Origin of the sequence: Nostoc sp. UHCC 0302 (genome assembly GCF_038096175.1) — a bacterium.
GTDB lineage: Bacteria > Cyanobacteriota > Cyanobacteriia > Cyanobacteriales > Nostocaceae > UHCC-0302.
This window is the reverse complement of sequence record NZ_CP151099.1, coordinates 1,013,951-1,031,261: the sequence shown is the minus strand read 5'-3', so window position 1 is coordinate 1,031,261 and position 17,311 is coordinate 1,013,951. Positions and strand designations below refer to the sequence as shown.

At 40.2% G+C, this 17,311-nt stretch carries 16 protein-coding genes; all 16 read left to right on the top strand.

Translation table 11 applies throughout. The features are described 5' to 3' along the window. The first annotated feature begins 193 nt into the window (after positions 1-193). The 16 genes from WKK05_RS04270 to WKK05_RS04195 all read left to right on the top strand — a co-directional run bounded on the left by WKK05_RS04270 (position 194) and on the right by WKK05_RS04195 (position 17,298). Complete coding sequence (locus tag WKK05_RS04270; protein WP_341528545.1) at positions 194-970, top strand: SDR family NAD(P)-dependent oxidoreductase; 777 nt, start codon at positions 194-196, stop codon at positions 968-970. 32 nt (positions 971-1,002) lie between these two features. Then, the gene (locus WKK05_RS04265) at positions 1,003-2,793 is read left to right on the top strand and encodes an ABC transporter substrate-binding protein (protein WP_341528544.1); all 1,791 of its coding nucleotides are present in this window, start codon (positions 1,003-1,005) and stop codon (positions 2,791-2,793) included. A 122-nt stretch (positions 2,794-2,915) separates the two neighbouring features. After that, entirely contained in the window at positions 2,916-3,890 is a 975-nt protein-coding gene (locus WKK05_RS04260; protein ID WP_341528543.1) for a 2-oxoglutarate and iron-dependent oxygenase domain-containing protein, read from the top strand. Between the two features lie 72 nt (positions 3,891-3,962). After that, positions 3,963-4,949 carry a 2-oxoglutarate and iron-dependent oxygenase domain-containing protein gene (locus WKK05_RS04255; protein WP_341528542.1) on the top strand — a complete coding sequence of 329 codons (987 nt, stop codon included), beginning with the start codon at positions 3,963-3,965 and terminating at the stop codon, positions 4,947-4,949. Between the two features lie 70 nt (positions 4,950-5,019). Further along, a complete protein-coding gene (locus tag WKK05_RS04250) occupies positions 5,020-6,192 on the top strand; it encodes a hypothetical protein (RefSeq protein ID WP_341528541.1) in 1,173 nt (390 codons plus the stop codon). Positions 6,193-6,226: 34 nt separating this feature from the next. Then, positions 6,227-7,762 carry an MBOAT family O-acyltransferase gene (locus tag WKK05_RS04245; protein ID WP_341528540.1) on the top strand — a complete coding sequence of 512 codons (1,536 nt, stop codon included), beginning with the start codon at positions 6,227-6,229 and terminating at the stop codon, positions 7,760-7,762. A gap of 30 nt (positions 7,763-7,792) precedes the next feature. Then, a complete protein-coding gene (locus WKK05_RS04240; RefSeq protein WP_341528539.1) occupies positions 7,793-8,515 on the top strand; it encodes a class I SAM-dependent methyltransferase in 723 nt (240 codons plus the stop codon). A gap of 26 nt (positions 8,516-8,541) precedes the next feature. Continuing rightward, a complete protein-coding gene (locus WKK05_RS04235) occupies positions 8,542-10,380 on the top strand; it encodes a carbamoyltransferase (RefSeq protein ID WP_341528538.1) in 1,839 nt (612 codons plus the stop codon). Positions 10,381-10,385: 5 nt separating this feature from the next. Further along, on the top strand, positions 10,386-10,793 hold the full coding sequence (locus WKK05_RS04230; RefSeq protein WP_341528537.1) for an SxtJ family membrane protein: 408 nt from the start codon (positions 10,386-10,388) through the stop codon (positions 10,791-10,793). Then, positions 10,793-10,957, top strand: a complete 165-nt coding sequence (locus WKK05_RS04225) for a DUF5989 family protein (RefSeq protein ID WP_190233927.1) — start codon at positions 10,793-10,795, stop codon at positions 10,955-10,957. The genes WKK05_RS04230 and WKK05_RS04225 overlap by 1 nt, the downstream gene beginning before the upstream one ends. Before the next feature lie 10 nt (positions 10,958-10,967). Next, positions 10,968-12,275, top strand: coding sequence for an SGNH/GDSL hydrolase family protein (locus tag WKK05_RS04220; RefSeq protein WP_341528536.1), 1,308 nt, complete (start codon positions 10,968-10,970; stop codon positions 12,273-12,275). A 119-nt stretch (positions 12,276-12,394) separates the two neighbouring features. Next, on the top strand, positions 12,395-13,483 hold the full coding sequence (locus tag WKK05_RS04215) for an SGNH/GDSL hydrolase family protein (protein ID WP_341528535.1): 1,089 nt from the start codon (positions 12,395-12,397) through the stop codon (positions 13,481-13,483). A gap of 10 nt (positions 13,484-13,493) precedes the next feature. Continuing rightward, positions 13,494-14,456, top strand: a complete 963-nt coding sequence (locus tag WKK05_RS04210; RefSeq protein ID WP_341528534.1) for a hypothetical protein — start codon at positions 13,494-13,496, stop codon at positions 14,454-14,456. Between the two features lie 70 nt (positions 14,457-14,526). Further along, positions 14,527-15,426, top strand: a complete 900-nt coding sequence (locus WKK05_RS04205) for a hypothetical protein (RefSeq protein WP_341528533.1) — start codon at positions 14,527-14,529, stop codon at positions 15,424-15,426. Positions 15,427-15,525: 99 nt separating this feature from the next. Beyond that, positions 15,526-16,209, top strand: coding sequence for a radical SAM protein (locus WKK05_RS04200; RefSeq protein WP_341528532.1), 684 nt, complete (start codon positions 15,526-15,528; stop codon positions 16,207-16,209). Between the two features lie 81 nt (positions 16,210-16,290). Then, entirely contained in the window at positions 16,291-17,298 is a 1,008-nt protein-coding gene (locus WKK05_RS04195; RefSeq protein ID WP_341528531.1) for a 2-oxoglutarate and iron-dependent oxygenase domain-containing protein, read from the top strand. Positions 17,299-17,311 lie beyond the last annotated feature (13 nt).

Below are 17,311 nucleotides of genomic sequence, written 5' to 3'. Positions count from 1 at the left end.
ATAATTCAGAACTGCTACACAACTCAATAAAATATTAATATTCAATTGATAATAGCGAAAGAAAACTTATTATTAATAACACAAAAACTCCCTCAAACTCTTTCCTCTGCGTTCTCTGTGCCTCTGCGGTTCGTATTATTCCTAAAGTCCTGTTCATTTTAAAATCACTCTAATTCAAACTGGAAAAATAATTGTGGAATCCTCCCTTTTTGACCTAACAGGTAAAGTTGCCATTATCACCGGAGCTGCACGAGGTATCGGCAGAGCGATCGCTCAAGGATTAGCATCTGTAGGCACAAAGGTTGTAATTGCTGATATTAAAGCAACCGAAGCAGAAAAAACTGCACAAATGATTCAAGCAGGTGGAGGCGAAGCGATCGCAATTCCTACCGATGTCAGAAATCGCCAAGATTGTTTACACCTAATTGAGCAAGCTGTGGCGCACTATCACAGGCTTGACATTATGGTGTGTAATGCCGGCATTGACATCATTAAATCGGCGGCTGTCTTAGAAGAATTAGAGTGGGATAACATCATCAACGTCAATCTGAAAGGATACTTTCACTGCGCTCAACTGGCGGCTCGACAAATGATTGAACAAGGGACAGGCGGCTCAATTATTATGAACTCTTCCATTGGCGGTGTAGTGGGAATCAGTGGTTCGGCGGCTTATACAGCATCAAAAGGAGGGGTAAATTTACTAGTGCGATCGCTTGCACTGGAATGGGCAGATCATCAGATTCGTGTCAATGCTTTTGCTCCTGGGTATATCGACAACATTATGGAAGGTACTGAAACATTTAGGCGATCGCCACAAGAAGATCAGCAACATTTGAGTGCTGTGATTCCTATGCAACGACGCGGTAAACCAGAGGAACTCATCGGCCCAGTGATATTTCTTGCGTCTGAAGCAGCTTCTTATGTGACGGGGGAAATTTTGATGGTGGATGGTGGATACAGCGCTATGTAGGGTAGGTAAAAGAAGTTTCCGAGAGTACAACTATGCGAAGATTGATCACACTTACTGCTATCCGCCGTCGTCGACAAGCGCCAGCTCTCATCGGATTTATCCTGGCGTTTGTCCTAGTTAGTTGCTTCCAAACTAACTTGATTTACAAAGCAGTAGCCGGATCTCAAATCATCGTTAGTAGTTCTGTCGAACCCAACACCTTTAATCCTCAGTTGATGGAGCAGGGAGTAGGAGTTTTGACTTTCCTCTATGAAGGATTAATTCGTGAAAATGGTCAAGGAGAAATTAAACCAGCCTTAGCGCGATCGTGGGAGATTTCTGAAGACCAAAAGCGAATTATTTTTACACTGAGGAAAGGGCTGAAATGGTCAGATGGTAAACCGCTAACTGCTGATGATGTAGTGTTTACTTATAAAGATATTTATACGAATCCTGCTATTCCTTCTTATGCCAAAGATTTTTTGCAAATAGGTAAAACTCGCAGTTTTCCTACAGTAAAAAAATTAGATAATTGGCGTGTTGAATTTACCCTTCCAGAACCTTTTGCTCCCTTTCTTCGCACGACAAAATTAGAAATTTTACCTGCTCACATTTTGCGCTCCAGCATTACCACAAAAGACTCCACAGGTAGACCGCTATTTCTCTCAATCTGGGGAACAAATACTCCACCCAATCAAATTGTTAGTAACGGTGCTTATAAATTAGAATCTTATATTCCAAGCGAGCGAATAACTTTTCGTAAAAATCCCTATTACTGGCGTAAAGATACTCAAAGTCATACTCAGCCCTATATTGAGCGCATTGTTCTAAATACGGTTAGTAATAATGATACAGCGTTAATTCAATTTCGTTCTGGAGGACTTGATTTTATTGAGGTAAATCCTAACTATTTTTCATTATTGAAACGAGAAGAAAAAAGGGGGAAATTCACAATTTATAACGGCGGTTCTCAAACAGGAACCACAGCGATGATGTTTAATTTAAATACGGGACTTAGAAATGGTCAGCCTTTAGTTAATCCGATTAAATCTCGCTGGTTCAATACAGTAGCATTCCGTCAAGCCGTTGCTTATAGCATCAATCGCCCGCGTATGATCAACAACCTATTTGCAGGCGTAGGAGCGCTGCAAAATTCACCCATCGCAGTGCAAAGTCCTTACTATCTTTCTCAGCAAGCAGGTTTACCAGTCTACAACTATAGCCAAGAGAAGGCAAAAACATTACTTCTCAAAGCAGGTTTTCGATACAACAATCAAGGTGAGTTATTCGATAGCAATGGGAATCGAGTCCGGTTTACGCTCACCGCTAATGTTGGTAATAAGGTGTTGCAAAACATGGCTCCTTTAATTCAAGACGATTTGAGCCAGATAGGAATTCAGGTAGATTTGAATTTAATTGCAGTGGGATTGGTTGTAGATAAGTTAACAAATCGTCTGGATTGGGATTGTCAGATTATTGATGGTTTCCCAATGACGGTAGAACCCAACGAAGCAGTAAATATTTGGTCTACGAAAGGGAACTGGCATTTTTTTAACCGCCACCCCCAAGCCGGACAAATACCGATTACTGGACAGCAGGTAGCAGATTGGGAACAAAAGATTGATGATCTCTACATTCAAGGTGCAGCAGCAAATGAAGCACAACGAAAACAAATTTATGCAGAAACTCAAAAGCTGAGTCAGGAATACTTACCGTTTATTTCTCTAGTGAACTCGTTATCAATGGTATCTGTGCGAAATCGTATTCACGGCGTCAAACACTCTGCTTTACAAGGAACATTTTGGAATGTTTATGAACTTAAAACCAATCCTGTCAATAATTAAGTAGCTATTATGAACTGCTTTTCTTTGTGTCTTTGTGGTTCAAAAAGTTTTTACCACTAAGATACTAAGTCAACAAGTGTTTTCAAGTCAGTTAGACAACATTAAAGAGAAATTTTTTAACAATGAACCCAATCAAAGAACGTGAACCCCAAGTAATTGTTTCCACACAAATTCCCATCATTGATTTCCATCCGTTTATGGTGGGTGATATTGCTGCTAAGGAAACAGTTGCCAATCAAATCTCGTGTGCTATTCAAGAAATTGGATGTTTTTACCTCGAAAATTGTGTACCTCATACCTTACTTGATCAAGTATTTGCTCAAGCGCAGAGTTTTTTTGCATTACCACAAGAGGAAAAAGACCAAGTACGCCTAGTTCCTGGGACGAGTCGAGGCTATGTTGCTCGTGGTAAAGAGCGGGTATTACTAGAAGCATTCAATTTTGGTTTAGACGTTGCAAATGATGAAGCGGGTGTAACTACCCAAGGCTTTGGTGAACCGAATCGATGGCCTGAAAACCAAAAAGAGTTTCGCCAAGTGCTATTGGAATTTTTTACAACTTGTCGTGATGCGTCTTTTAGTATTTTACAAGCGTTAGCGATCGCCTTAAAACTACCAGAGTCCTACTTTACTGATTTCCATATTGAGCGCAACTTCAACACCTCCATCAATCACTATCCATCTCTACAACAACCCCCCTCCCCTGGCGAGACGCGGTTTGCTGAACATACAGATTACGGCAGTATCACCTTAATATTTCAAGATCAAACAGCTGGACTAGAAGTTTGCAACGATGCTGGAGAATGGATTGCAGCCCCCTTCATCCCTGGTAAAGTTCTAGTTATCCTTGCAGATTTAATGCAGCGCTGGACAAACGATAAGTTTCCCGCCACCAAACATCGAGTTCCTCTACCTTCCCAATTCCCTAGTAATCCCAGGTACTCGATTATCTATTTTGAGTCTCCCGATTACGATGCCGAAATTACTTGCTTAGAAAGTTGCGTAAAAGCAAACGCAACTCCCAACTATCCACCAATTCGCACTCATGAATATATCAATCAAGTCGCTACAGGAAGCTATACATCGGAGAAAAAATAGACCTTTTTGTTTGTAGTATACACTAAAGTGCATACTACGAAATTGAATTTATAACTCCACTCATTTTTAACGATGCTATCAATTAACGAACTTTCAAAAGAGCCTATTATTTCAACACAGATTCCTGTTATTGACTTACATCTATTTTTAGTTGGTGACACGATTGCTAAAGAATTAATTGCTAATCAAATCGCCAGTGCTTTACAGGAAATAGGATGTTTCTACCTAAAAAATCATGATGTTCCCACAACTTTGATTGCTCAAGCATTCGCTCAAGCCAAGAGTTTTTTTGCACTGCCGTTAGAAGAGAAGAAACAGATAGCTTTAACAGAAAAATGTCATCGAGGATATATCCCTGTGGGGATGTCAAGCATACTCAGCGAACAGTTTTATTTTGGTAGAGAAATGAAACCAGAGGAATTAGATAAGCTAGATCATCCTTTTCACCAACCGAACCAATGGCTACAGAATCAACCTGAGTTTCGGGAAGTGATGTTGCAATTTTTTGCAGCTTGTCATGCAAGTACACTGAAAGTTCTTGAAGCCCTAGCCATTGCTTTGAAACTGCCAGAATCCTATTTTGCCGAGCTACATTCTGAACAAAATCATGCTATGGGTTTGCATCACTATCCTGGTGCATCTGAACTTCCGCAATCCCAAAATATTCGCCTAGGAGAACACACAGATGGAAATACTATCACTTATGTATTTCAGCATGAAGTAGAAGGTTTAGAAATTTGTACCAAAGCTGGAGAGCGAGTTCCAGTTCCTTTAATTCCTGATACTGTTGTCGTCATGGCAGGAGAAATTTTACAGCGATGGACGAACGATAAAGTGTATGCCACAAAACACCAAGTTGCCATACCGTATGCATCCCAACACATCCAACCAAGATACTCCTTTGCTTTTTTTGCGTCTCCTAATAACGATGCCGAAATTGCCTATCCTCAGAGTTGTTTAGGTGCAAATGAAACTGCAAAATATCCAGCCATTCTCACTAGCGAGTTTTACATCCAAAGAAATAATAATACATCAATTTTAACTTCCTCTAAAAATTAGACTTTTTTCTCTCTGCGCCTCCGCGCGTCTGCGTGAGAAATAAATAATTTATTTTCAAGGTAACCTGACAATGAATGTATATATTTGGAAAACAAGCATACCAAAACCAGTAGTTATATTTTTTTATAGCATAATTTTTATAATTGCTTTGATATCGACTGCTGGATTAATCAATACAATTTTACCCTCTTCTAATACTCCTCAAAATCTTGATGATGTCAGTACTAAATTTCAGTATTTTGCTAAACACAAAGATGATTATGATGTTATTTTTTTTGGGTCCAGTACCACTTATCAAGGAGTTATCCCCAAAATATTCGATGAAACAATGGCAGCAAATGGAAATAATATCAAGTCTTTCAACTTTGGAATTATGGCAGCAAATATAGTTGAAATGGATTTCTATTTACAAAAAACTTTAGCTTTAAAACCAGCAAAATTAAAATGGGTATTTTTAGACTGCTTAGTTAACAATTTTATGGAAAATGCACCAACTGCGCCTAAAAATGTTTACTGGCATACCCCTATTAAAACCATAGAAAATTTTCATTTAATTGCTGAAACAAACTATAGTTTAAAAGATAAGATTAGTGGATTTTATGCAAACTCTGTCAGCTTTCTCTATCGATGGCTAGGTATTGGTCACTTCTCTAATTATTGGCAGCAAAAAGCAGAGAAATTAGCATCATACGGATTACCAACAGTAGTTTCTAATAACGACAAATTAGTAGAGGAAGCTGGATATTATGCAATGGATTGGATGAAAGATAGTGAAAAATTGAAAAAAAGCTTTCAATTGAATTATTTGGAGAGTTATCAACAGAGATTAGCACAAGCAAAATTAGGAGTTTTACAGTCAAACGACACATCTACACATCTAATTAATTCTTATGGAATTAAAATGATTAAGAAGATTGTTTCTAGAATTGAGAATTCGGAGAGTTTTAGTATGAATAAAATTGTACCTATCTTTTTTATTCCTCCAATTCTAGATTCTGACGCCGACCATTATTCTATTGCGAGAGCTTACGATTTAGGATATATTTCAAACCTATTTGCTTTTAATGATCCTAATACTTTCGCCACTTTGTATGAACTCGACTACCGAGCTGATGGTAGGCATTTAAATCACCAAGGCGCTCAAGAATTTACACGCGCTTTGGCAGCAGAGTTTTTTGAGCATCTTAAATTATCTCAAAATGAAATATATAATCAATCGCCTATATCTATAAGTCAGAATTGATTTGGTAGAAGTTAATTTACCCATTAGCATAAATATGGTTTTTACAGAATTTCGTTTTATCTTTTTCTTTATTATTATTTTCTGTGTTTACTGGACTTTACAGAAACACAATCACCGTAAAGCTTGGTTGCTAATCTGTAGTTATATTTTTTACGGTGCTTGGGATTGGCGCTTTCTTTCCCTACTTTTACTTTCGACAGTGATTGATTACTTTGTCGGTTTGATGCTATCTAGACCACAGGTCGATGGTTCAACAGTAGAACAAGAAATTAAAACAAGTGAGGTAGTAAATAACGGAGAAACAAAGAACAGATGGATAAATATATTTTCTTGGGATGTGCTGCTGAGTAAACCACTCAATCAGCAGCAGCGCAAAGCATGGTTAGTACTCAGTTTAGTAGTAAATTTAGGATTATTAGGATTTTTTAAATACTATAACTTTTTCGTTGACTCTGCCTCAAACTTATTAAGTTTTTTGGGGCTAACCATAAGTGTTCAAACTCTAGAAATTATTCTCCCAGCAGGCATTAGCTTTTACACATTTCAAACTCTGAGCTATTCAATTGATGCGTATCTGGGTAAAGTCAAACCTGTGAGAAGTTTTTGGGATTTTTCTCTATTTGTATCTTTTTTCCCTCAATTGGTTGCAGGGCCTATTGTCCGCGCATCTACTTTTCTGCCTCAACTACTAACCCCGAAAAATTTAAATGATGTTGATTTTCGGGGATGTTTAACGCTTTTCTTGGTGGGATATTTTAAGAAAGCTTGTATTTCAGATAATCTTTCTCCTTTAGTAGACCAGTATTTCACGAATCCAGAGATTTATACCGCCTTAAGTTGTTGGATTGCTGTGATTGCTTTCGTTATACAAGTATACTGCGACTTTTCTGGCTATTCAGATATGGCGATCGCCTGTGCAGGTTTACTTGGATACAAGCTACCTCTCAACTTTAATTTTCCCTACTTTTCCAGCAATATCACTCAGTTGTGGCAACGTTGGCACATTACCCTCTTCACCTGGCTGCGAGACTATATTTACATCCCTTTAATGAGAAGGCGACCAAAAGCTGAACGCACAGAACTTTTTGGGTACAGAAATCTTCTCATTTTGATGCTTACCTCTGGATTCTGGCATGGTGCTGCTTGGCATTTTGTCGCTTGGGGAGGATTGCATGGAATTGCTTTAATTGTCCATAAAAAATGGTCATCTTGGATTGCTCCCTATAAGCAATTCCAGACCCTTAGAAATATCGTAGGTATCCCCCTCACGTTTTATTGGTTTTGTGCGTCTGCAATCTTCTTTCGGGATAATGATATCAGCAGTATTATACGAGTGGAGAAATCCTTTTTATTCCTGGATTCTCCTGGCTCTCAAAACATAAATATTCAAACTGGATGGATTTTTGTACCTTTAATTATTATGCACTGGGCAGCCTATAAAGGTTGGTTCGCTGATTGGTGGCAGAAAATTCCTAAATGGAGCTTTGCCGTTTTCTATGGTGTTTTAGTTTCAACCATACTTCGGTTTGCAGCAATCAATCCTCAACCCTTTGTCTACTTTCAGTTTTGATTCTCTTTAAAATTTTTCCCATTAAAAACTATGAGCAAAAATACTATTTTACATCCTATCAAATCTTTCTTTGATTATCTGTCATTTAATTTGCAATATGAATTAATGCTTTTATCGTTTCGAGGTAAAAACAGAAAAGAAGTTTTTAATGATATATATTATCGTAATAGGTGGGGCGATCGCGAATCTATTTCTGGCAGAGGATCTAATCTTCAGCAAACATCGGTCATCATAAAAAAAATACCAGTATTGCTGGAAAAACTTAATGTCAAAACAATGCTCGATGCTCCTTGTGGTGATTTTTATTGGTTAAAAGAAGCACAACTGAATATAGAAAAATACATTGGATGTGATATTGTTGCCGACTTAATTACTGCAAATCAACGTAGTTATGGTAACGAATTTAGAGAATTTATCAATCTCGATTTAGCAACAGATGAAATTCCTCAAGCCGATTTGATTTTCTGTAGAGATTGTCTAGTACATCTTTCATTTAAAGATGCTCTTGCTGTAATTAAAAACTTTAAAAAAAGTAATTCTAAATACCTTTTAACTACAACTTATCCGGGAATACTTGAAAACAAAAATATTGTTACGGGTGATTGGCGAGCAATCGATTTACAATTACCTCCTTACAGCTTTCCCGATATGCTCGAAATCATTGATGAAAAAACGACTGAAAGAAAAGACTACCCACAGAAAAGTTTGGGTCTGTGGAAATTGAGCGATATAGAGTTAGGGAATAGGGAATAAATAAAAATAGGAGTTTTATATAAAAAATGCGTATTCTGGGAATTTCAGCTTATTATCACGATAGTGCCGCCGCCTTAGTTGTGGATGGTGATATTGTTGCCGCAGCTCAAGAAGAGCGTTTTTCCCGCAAAAAACATGATGCGAGATTTCCTAAAGGTGCGATCGCCTATTGTCTCAAACACGCAGGTATTGGATTATCAGAAGTAGACCAAATCGTTTTTTACGATAAGCCATTGGTCAAATTTGAGCGACTCCTAGAAACTTATCTCGCCTACGCACCCAAAGGATTAGCTTCCTTTATTGCCGCGATGCCAGTTTGGTTAAAAGAAAAACTTTACCTGAAAACGCTGTTAAAAAAAGAATTGGCGACCCTCGGAGATTGTAAAAAAACTCAATTACCACAACTTTTATTTACTGAACATCACCAAGCGCACGCCGCTTCTGCCTTTTTCCCCAGCCCTTTCGATAAGGCGGCGGTGCTGTGCCTTGATGGAGTCGGGGAATGGGCAACCACCTCGGTTTGGTTGGGAGAAGACCATCAACTGACTCCCCAATGGGAAATTGATTTTCCCCACTCTTTAGGGCTGCTTTATTCTGCCTTCACCTACTACACGGGTTTCAAGGTCAACTCTGGGGAATACAAACTCATGGGTTTAGCGCCCTACGGTGAACCCAAATATGTAGACCATATCCTTAACCATCTTTTGGATCTCAAAGAAGATGGCACATTTCGGTTGAATATGGACTACTTCAACTACACCACGGGGCTGACTATGACTACCCCGAAATTTCATCAATTGTTTGGTGGTGAACCACGCCAAAGCGAGGGGAAACTCACCCAGCGAGAGATGGATTTAGCTCGTTCTATCCAATACGTTACTGAGGAAGTCGTTTTGCGTTTGGTAAGAACGGTTAAGAAGGAACTGAACACAGACTATCTCTGTTTAGCTGGTGGAGTCGCCCTAAATTGCGTCGCCAATGGACGCATTTTGCGAGAAACAGATTTTCGGGATATTTGGATTCAACCCGCCGCTGGAGACGCAGGGGGAGCAGTTGGAGCAGCATTAGCTATTTGGCATCAATATCATGAAAAGCCGCGCATTCCGCAGGATGGGGATGCTATGCGGGGAGGCTATCTAGGCCCTTGCTATGGCAAAACAGAGATTCGAGACTATCTCCAGTCTGTGAATGCGCCTTACCAATACCTAGAAGATGACAAACTCATGCCTGAACTTGCTGAAATTCTAGAGCAAGGGAACGTTGTCGGTTGGTTCTCTGGCAGGATGGAGTTTGGCCCGCGAGCTTTGGGAGGTCGTTCGATCATCGGTGATCCTCGTAATCCCAAAATGCAATCGGTGATGAACCTGAAAATTAAATACCGCGAATCCTTCCGTCCCTTTGCCCCTTCTGTTTTAGCAGAACAGGTTTCTAACTACTTTGAGCTTGACCGACCCAGCCCTTATATGCTTTTGGTTGCACCAATCAACGCCGAACTACAGATTTCCATGACACCAGAGCAAGAGGAGTTATTTGGCATTGAGAAGTTAAACATCAAGCGATCGCAAATTCCCGCCATCACTCATGTAGATTACTCGGCTCGGATTCAAACCGTTCATCAACACACCAATCCTCGGTACTACGAACTGCTGCGACATTTTCAAGCAAAAACGGGCTGTGCAGTTTTGGTAAACACATCATTTAATGTCCGAGGTGAACCAATTGTGTGTACCCCAGAAGATGCCTATCGCTGTTTTATGAGAACGGAGATGGATTACTTGGTATTGGAGAATTTTCTCCTTGCCAAATCGAACCAACCCCAGGTAGAGAAAGATGAGTCTTGGAAAACAGAATTTGAATTAGATTAACGCCGATGAACGAAATACAACAACTTGATCGCAAAGGACTACGGGATTTTGGACTGCTTAGCGGTGCGATCGCAGCTGGCTTATTCGGTAGTCTACTGCCCTTGCTCCATCACGAACCCTTATCGATTTTACCTTGGATAATTGCTAGCATCCTTTGGGTTTGGGCGCTGATCGCCCCCACCACACTCAATGGTGTTTACCAAATTTGGATGAGAATTGGACTGGTTTTAGGTTGGATTAATACGCGCATAATTCTCAGTATTATTTTCTATACCTTAATCACACCAATCGGTCTAGTGATGCGAGGCGTGTTTCATCATGATGCGATGGCCAGAAAGCTAGATACTGACGTAAAAACTTATCGCATTATCAATCAAGTAAAACCTATAAACAAAATGGAGAAACCCTTCTAATGCTTGAAACAACACAAGACTTGCTGAAAGATTTGTGGGGATTACTGAAGGAACGCCGCAAATTCTTCCTGCTACCACTTATCGTCACACTATTGCTCTTAGGTATCTTGATTGTGTTTGCACAGTCATCCGTGCTTGCACCCTTTATTTACACACTATTTTGAGGAAAAAGAGGTGGCAACATCGTCATTACCATTAAAGCGATGGGTAGCGGTGACGCTGACCCTAGCTTTATTGCTAGGCGGACTTGTGTTAGGGCTGGCTGTCGTGGAAATTGGCTTACGCATTGCTGGCATTGAATACAAGACATTTTATACCTTTGATGAACATAGAGGTTGGGCAGGACGACCATATACGGCTGGGTGGGTGCATGACGAAGGGGAAGCCTATATCCAATACAACAGTCTGGGCTTTCATGACCGAGAACATTCCCAAGTTAAACCACAGAATACTATCCGTATTGCCTTGCTAGGAGATTCTTTCATAGAAGCGCGACAAGTGCCACAAGCACAAGGAATCGCAGCAGTCATCGAACGTGAACTGAAAAATTGTCCAACCCTAGCAGGTCGTGACGTAGAAGTGATGAACTTCGGAGTCAATGGTTATGGAACTGATCAAGAACTAATCACTTTACAGGAAAAGGTCTGGAACTATTCACCGGATCTCCTACTCCTGAATTTTTATCCTGGCAATGATTTGATCAACAACTCCCGCACTCTCACCGAAAAAATGGTGAGTCAGAGTGCTATGGATAATAGCGCCCTCATGAAACCCTATTTTGTTGATCGAGATGGTGATTGGGTAGTTGATGACTCATTTGTGAATATGGATATTTATCGCTCACAAAAGTCATGGTGGCATCAGGCTTATCTCCAAGTTCAAGACCGTTTACGGATTTTGCAGCTTCTCAAACAAGCAAAATACGCTTTACCACTTCCTCATCAAGATAACAAAAAACAAGACCTCCAGTTGGCAACCAAGCCTGCAATACTGTCTCCGTTCACTGACCCTGAATGGCAGAATTTCTTGAAGCAAACAGAATGGCTGATATATAACACCGCAACTGATTCTGAATGGCAACAAGCATGGCAACAAACAGAAGGACTAATTCGCTTAATGCATAATGAAACAATTACCAAAAAAGCGAAATTTGCTGTGGTGACGCTAACAACTCCCCTTCAAGTTAATCCTGATCCTGGCGTGCGCGATCATCAGGAAATATCAGGGATTACAGATTGGTTTTACCCAGAAAAGCGGATTGCAGCATTAGGAGAACGTGAAGGTTTTACTACTATTAATCTAGGAGAATATTTTCAGGCTTATGCCAAGCAGAATAATGTCTGCTTACATGGGTTTGATAATACTTTTCGCTGCGACGGACATTGGAATACTTTGGGACATCAGTTAGCAGGGAAAATTGTTGCAAAAACGCTCTGCCGACAATTCGTAATACTCGCCAAAGGCGAGAAGCAAGCTACGTAATTAATAAGACTTTACGCAAAAACTCTCTCAAACTCTTATTTCTTTGCGTCTTTGCTATACCCTGCGGGAAGCCGCTAGTACGTCTACGTTTTTCCGTTTTCAGTAAAGAGTTAGAATTCATGCGAAAAATAAAGCCTTGGCTACAAAATTTATTGCTCATGTTGGCTGGAGTTATAGTTGGGCTGTTAATCGTTGAAACTTTTGCCATTACTACCGGAGTTGCTGCCCCACAAAAGACTAAGGCACAAATTTTTTATCAGTTTATTCAACCTGACGCTCAATTAGGTTACAAACCAAAATCAAACCTTAAAAACTTTAAAACTGTTTGGCAAGAAGCAAAAGTTGCAGAAGTTGCTAACACAGATAGTTATGGATTTCGCAATATAGGAAGAGATTACACAAAATCTAACTTGTATTTTATTGGAGATTCATTTACATGGGGTCAATGGGTAAATGAGGAAAAAATATTTCCCAGACTTGTGGAATCCGAATTGCAGCAGCCAGTAATTAATTTAGGTGTTCCAGGTTATTCTTTTGCCCAATATGAAACATTATTTAATGAATGGATCGCCCAATACAAACCTCATAAAGTAATCTTATCTATAGTTGCTAATGATTTGACTAATTATTCATCGGATATAGGTCAAAAAATATATGATACGCTGAAAGAAAGAAGCTTCTCATCTTGGTATGAAAAAACATTTTTGTATCAGTTTGTATTGAAAAATAACAAAAAAAGCTTGCAAGCTTCAAACGGTAATCCTATCTCTAAAGAAGCAAAAAATGGTTTAACTCTATTTAATTTATCGCTGGCAGCACCTGAGTCAGGAGTAGGTGTAGATAGCGATTATTTGACATCTGATGGTGTTGTAAAAGTAGAAGCAGCATTATCACGAATCATTCATTTAACCAAAGAAAATCAAGTTAAGCTGTTTGTTTTTCTTGTACCTTCAAAAGAATCAGCTTATATCAAAGATTACACCCAGTTATTCCCTGAGAATGTAGCTTTGCTCAAAAATGAAGAAATTGGGTATCAGCGTTTGTGTAATATAGCAAAATCACAAGATGTAACTTGTGTCAATCTAACTGATAATTTTAGGAAAAACAGTAAGCAAGAAAAGCTTTACTTTGATATCGATGGTCATTGGAATTCTGCGGGACATCAACTAGCTGCTAAGTTAATTTTAAATACTTTAAATAATTCGTAATTAAATGACAATGAGCCAAACAACCGCCGAGGAAATATCTAATGAGATGCCACCGCTTGCAATGGAAATTCAGGATGCATCTCTACGTATGCCCTATCCTCCACCAACCCCTTACCCGATGATGGGTGCTGCTTCAACAGAAGAGATGCCTTCCTTTGCTATGGATGGAGAAAATCTTGGGGGGTACTCTCAGTACGGTATTGCTGCCACTTCTGGGGCAGAAAATCGGCTGGATGTCTTTACCATTGGCAAAGATAGCGCTGTTTACCACAAAAAGTGGAATGGCTCACTCTGGAGTGATTGGGAAAGGTTGGGGGGCTACTGTGTTTCTGCACCAGCTGCGATCGCCAGAGGAGAGAACCGGATTGATATCTTTGCGATTGGGGGCGATCGCTCTGTATATCATAAAGGCTGGGATGGTTCAACCTGGAGTGATTGGCTAAATCTTGGCGGTTACTCTCAGTATGGTGTCGCGGCTGCTTCTTGGGGAGAAAATCGCCTGGATCTGTTTATTGTCAACTGGGATGGAGCTATATACCAAAAGTGTTGGGATGGCTCAATCTGGGGTGATTGGGAAAAGCTGGGGGGTTACTGTATTTATACACCAGCTGCGGTTTCTTGGGGATTAAACCGGATTGACACTTTTGCTTTGGGTAGCGATCGCGCTGTCTATCACAAATATTGGGATGGTTCAAACTGGGTTGGTTGGGAAAAACTTGGCGGTTACTCTCAGTACGGTGTTGCGGCTGCTTCTGGAACTAAAAATCGCCTAGATATTTACATCATTGCTCGTAATGGTGCAGTGTACCAGAAGTACTGGGATGGCTCAAACTGGGTCGGTTGGAATAATCTGGGTGGCTACTCTATTGCTGCATCGGCTGCGGTTGCTTCGGCTCCAAACCGCGTTGATACCTTCGTTCTGGGTAGCGATCGCGCAGTCTACCACAAGTGTTATGCAATAAGGGTCAGTTAAGGCTTAACTCTTTGTCAAAGTCAGTTTTTTTTAACGAACCGCAAAGAACGCAAAGGAAGAAAAGAGGCCAATGACAACGAGCTATCCAACTACAGCAGTAATTTCTCAGGATCGGGGTATGCCATTTCCGGCGATGAGTCCCGCCTCTAAAGAAGATATGCCAACATTTTCTACTGATGGGGAATATTTAGACGGATACTGCCAGTATGGTGTTACAGCCACTTCTTGGTCAGAGAATCGGCTGGATGTTTTACTCACAGCGAGTATTGGCCCTTTATGGCATAAGTGGTGGGATGGCTCAACTTGGAGCGATTGGCAAAGACTCGGAGGATATTGTATTTCCTCGCCAGCTGCGGTTTCTTGGGGATTGAACCGTATTGATACCTTCGTTTTAGGTAGCGATCGCGCCACATACCGGACATGGTGGGATGGTTCAAAATGGAGTCGTTGGGAAAACCTTGGCGGGTATTCGCATTATGGTGTTGCCGCTGCTTCTGGTGGTGAGAATCGGCTAGATATTTTTGCCATCGGGATTGATGGCGCGATGTACCACAAGCGTTGGAATGGTTCAGCCTGGGATGAGTGGAATAATCTTGGAGGTTACTGTCTTTCTGCACCAGCTGCGGTTTCTCGGAAGACAGGCTGCATTGACGCCTTTGTCTTAGGGGGAGATGGCGCGATTTATCACAAGGGGTGGGATGGCTCAACCTGGAGTGATTGGGAAAGCCTGGGAGGGTATTGCCAGTATGGTGTCGCTGCTACTTCTGTTGCTGAAAATCGGCTAGATATCTTTACTGTTGGCTGTGATGGTGCAATGTACCGCAAGAGTTGGGAAGGTTCAGCCTGGAGTGATTGGCTAAATCTTGGTGGTTACTGTAGTTCTGCACCGGCTGCGGTTTCTCGCGGGACAGGCTGCATTGACACCTTTGTTGCGGGTGGCGATCGCGCCGTCTACCACAAATGTTACTAGCTTTCTCAGCAGCATGGCTCATACTCAGAAACTCATGCACTCCGGTTAGAAATCAGCGATCGTGTTGAATAACTGTTGATATTTTAGGAGTTCAAAACGATGTATATTTATCAAGTTGAAATTTCCAATTTTTGTAATCTAACTTGCTCTTACTGTCCTCATCCATCTCAAAGTAGAGCAAAAGGAAATATGTCATTTTCTACATTTGTAGATGTTGTTGAATTAGCAATACAGTGTGGACAAAAAGATTTATTTCTTAATAATTTTGGAGAACCCTTACTTCATCCAGAATTATTCGATTTTATCTCTTATGCGAAAACGAAGGGAATTGAATGTAATTTTATCACCAACGGTATACTCCTTGATGAGGAAAAGGCATGGCGCTTATCTGAATTAGGAATGCGTGATATTTATCTCTCGGAACATCTTGTCGGGCAGAAAGAGCGTATTCAACAAATGCTGAAGGAAAATTCTATTCCTTTGTCTATCGTCTATACCTATAATCCTCATCAGCAAGAAAAGCATGATTGGGCTGGACAAGTTACTTCTAAAACCACATCAAGTCGAAGTTTAACTAGTACGATAGAAAAGTATAAACCTTGCATTTTTGAAAATAAAAAGCGAGTTGTAGTTTTGTGGGATGGAAGCATCAATACCTGTTGTATAGATGTTAATGGCACAGGTATTGTTGGTTCTGTTAAAGATTACCTTGGGAGAACGGATGAGTATGAGTTTCACTCAATTCCCCTATGTAGCACTTGTGATTTAATGCGTGAAGAATAAATCATAACTTTTCTAAAAAAGCATTTACATTTGTACCAAAGTGCTATCAATTACGAAGAAAAATTACCAATTTTTTTAACTATGACTTCAATCAATGAACTTACAAAGCAAACAAATATTACATCGCAGATTCCCATTATTGATTTTCACCCCTTTATTGTGGGTGACAGCAATGCTAAAGCAGCAGTAGCTAACCAAATTTCTCGTGCTATTCAAGAGATGGGCTGCTTCTATTTAAAAAACGGTGTTTCCCAAACTTTAATTGACCAAGCCTTTACCCAAGCCGAGGGATTTTTTACACTGCCATTAGCAGAAAAAGAGAAAGTAGCCTCAGCAGTGACTGGGCGTAGTCGGGGTTACATACCCTTTGAGAAAATGTTCATTGGCGATCAACCAGGACAATTACACGAATCCTTTAGTTTTGCTAATGAACTTGACCCAAACAAAGCCGGGGGTGACAGTTATACAGAGGCTTTAGATGTACCTAATCAATGGCCGCAAAATCCGCCGGAATTTCGTCAAGTTTTGCAGCAATTCTTCCAGGCTAGCCAAGAATGTGCTTTGAATGTGTTAGAAGCATTTGCGATCGCTTTGCAATTACCAAATTCCTACTTTACCGATTTACATTCTCAGCAAAACCACGCTGGAGTTTTCAATTACTATCCCAACATCTCCCAAGCTCCCAAAACAGGACAAACTCGCTTTTTTGAACACACTGATTTAGGCAGTATCACCTTACTATTTCAGGATCAAGGAGGAGGGCTAGAAGTATACACACCTCAAGGAGAGTGGATTATCACCACTTCAGTTCCTAACACCGTTTTGGTAATGGCAGCAGATATGATGTCACGATGGACAAACGATAAATTTTGTGCCACACCTCACCGAGTTTCTGTACCGACTGATTTTCATAAAGTAAAAGAAAGGTACTCATTTAGCTTTTTTGTGATTCCTAATTACGAAGTAGAAGTCACTTGTCTGGAAAGTTGCTTAAAGACAGATGAATCTCCCAAATATTCCCCAACATTTGTCGGTGATCATCTCCTCAAAAGAACCAATGATCGAGCCAAAAAATATGGTCGTAGTTAAGCCTAGTACTTCA

What these genes read in the sequence shown, in the direction of transcription:
- WKK05_RS04265 (WP_341528544.1), top strand. Translation starts at nt 1,003, where the DNA reads ATGCGAAGATTGATCACACTTACTGCTATCCGCCGTCGTCGACAAGCG.
- WKK05_RS04250 (WP_341528541.1), top strand. Translation starts at nt 5,020, where the DNA reads ATGAATGTATATATTTGGAAAACAAGCATACCAAAACCAGTAGTTATA.
- WKK05_RS04245 (WP_341528540.1), top strand. Translation starts at nt 6,227, where the DNA reads ATGGTTTTTACAGAATTTCGTTTTATCTTTTTCTTTATTATTATTTTC.
- WKK05_RS04215 (WP_341528535.1), top strand. Translation starts at nt 12,395, where the DNA reads ATGCGAAAAATAAAGCCTTGGCTACAAAATTTATTGCTCATGTTGGCT.
- WKK05_RS04200 (WP_341528532.1), top strand. Translation starts at nt 15,526, where the DNA reads ATGTATATTTATCAAGTTGAAATTTCCAATTTTTGTAATCTAACTTGC.
- WKK05_RS04240 (WP_341528539.1), top strand. Translation starts at nt 7,793, where the DNA reads ATGAGCAAAAATACTATTTTACATCCTATCAAATCTTTCTTTGATTAT.
- WKK05_RS04255 (WP_341528542.1), top strand. Translation starts at nt 3,963, where the DNA reads ATGCTATCAATTAACGAACTTTCAAAAGAGCCTATTATTTCAACACAG.
- WKK05_RS04210 (WP_341528534.1), top strand. Translation starts at nt 13,494, where the DNA reads ATGAGCCAAACAACCGCCGAGGAAATATCTAATGAGATGCCACCGCTT.
- WKK05_RS04235 (WP_341528538.1), top strand. Translation starts at nt 8,542, where the DNA reads ATGCGTATTCTGGGAATTTCAGCTTATTATCACGATAGTGCCGCCGCC.
- WKK05_RS04195 (WP_341528531.1), top strand. Translation starts at nt 16,291, where the DNA reads ATGACTTCAATCAATGAACTTACAAAGCAAACAAATATTACATCGCAG.
- WKK05_RS04205 (WP_341528533.1), top strand. Translation starts at nt 14,527, where the DNA reads ATGACAACGAGCTATCCAACTACAGCAGTAATTTCTCAGGATCGGGGT.
- WKK05_RS04260 (WP_341528543.1), top strand. Translation starts at nt 2,916, where the DNA reads ATGAACCCAATCAAAGAACGTGAACCCCAAGTAATTGTTTCCACACAA.
- WKK05_RS04225 (WP_190233927.1), top strand. Translation starts at nt 10,793, where the DNA reads ATGCTTGAAACAACACAAGACTTGCTGAAAGATTTGTGGGGATTACTG.
- WKK05_RS04230 (WP_341528537.1), top strand. Translation starts at nt 10,386, where the DNA reads ATGAACGAAATACAACAACTTGATCGCAAAGGACTACGGGATTTTGGA.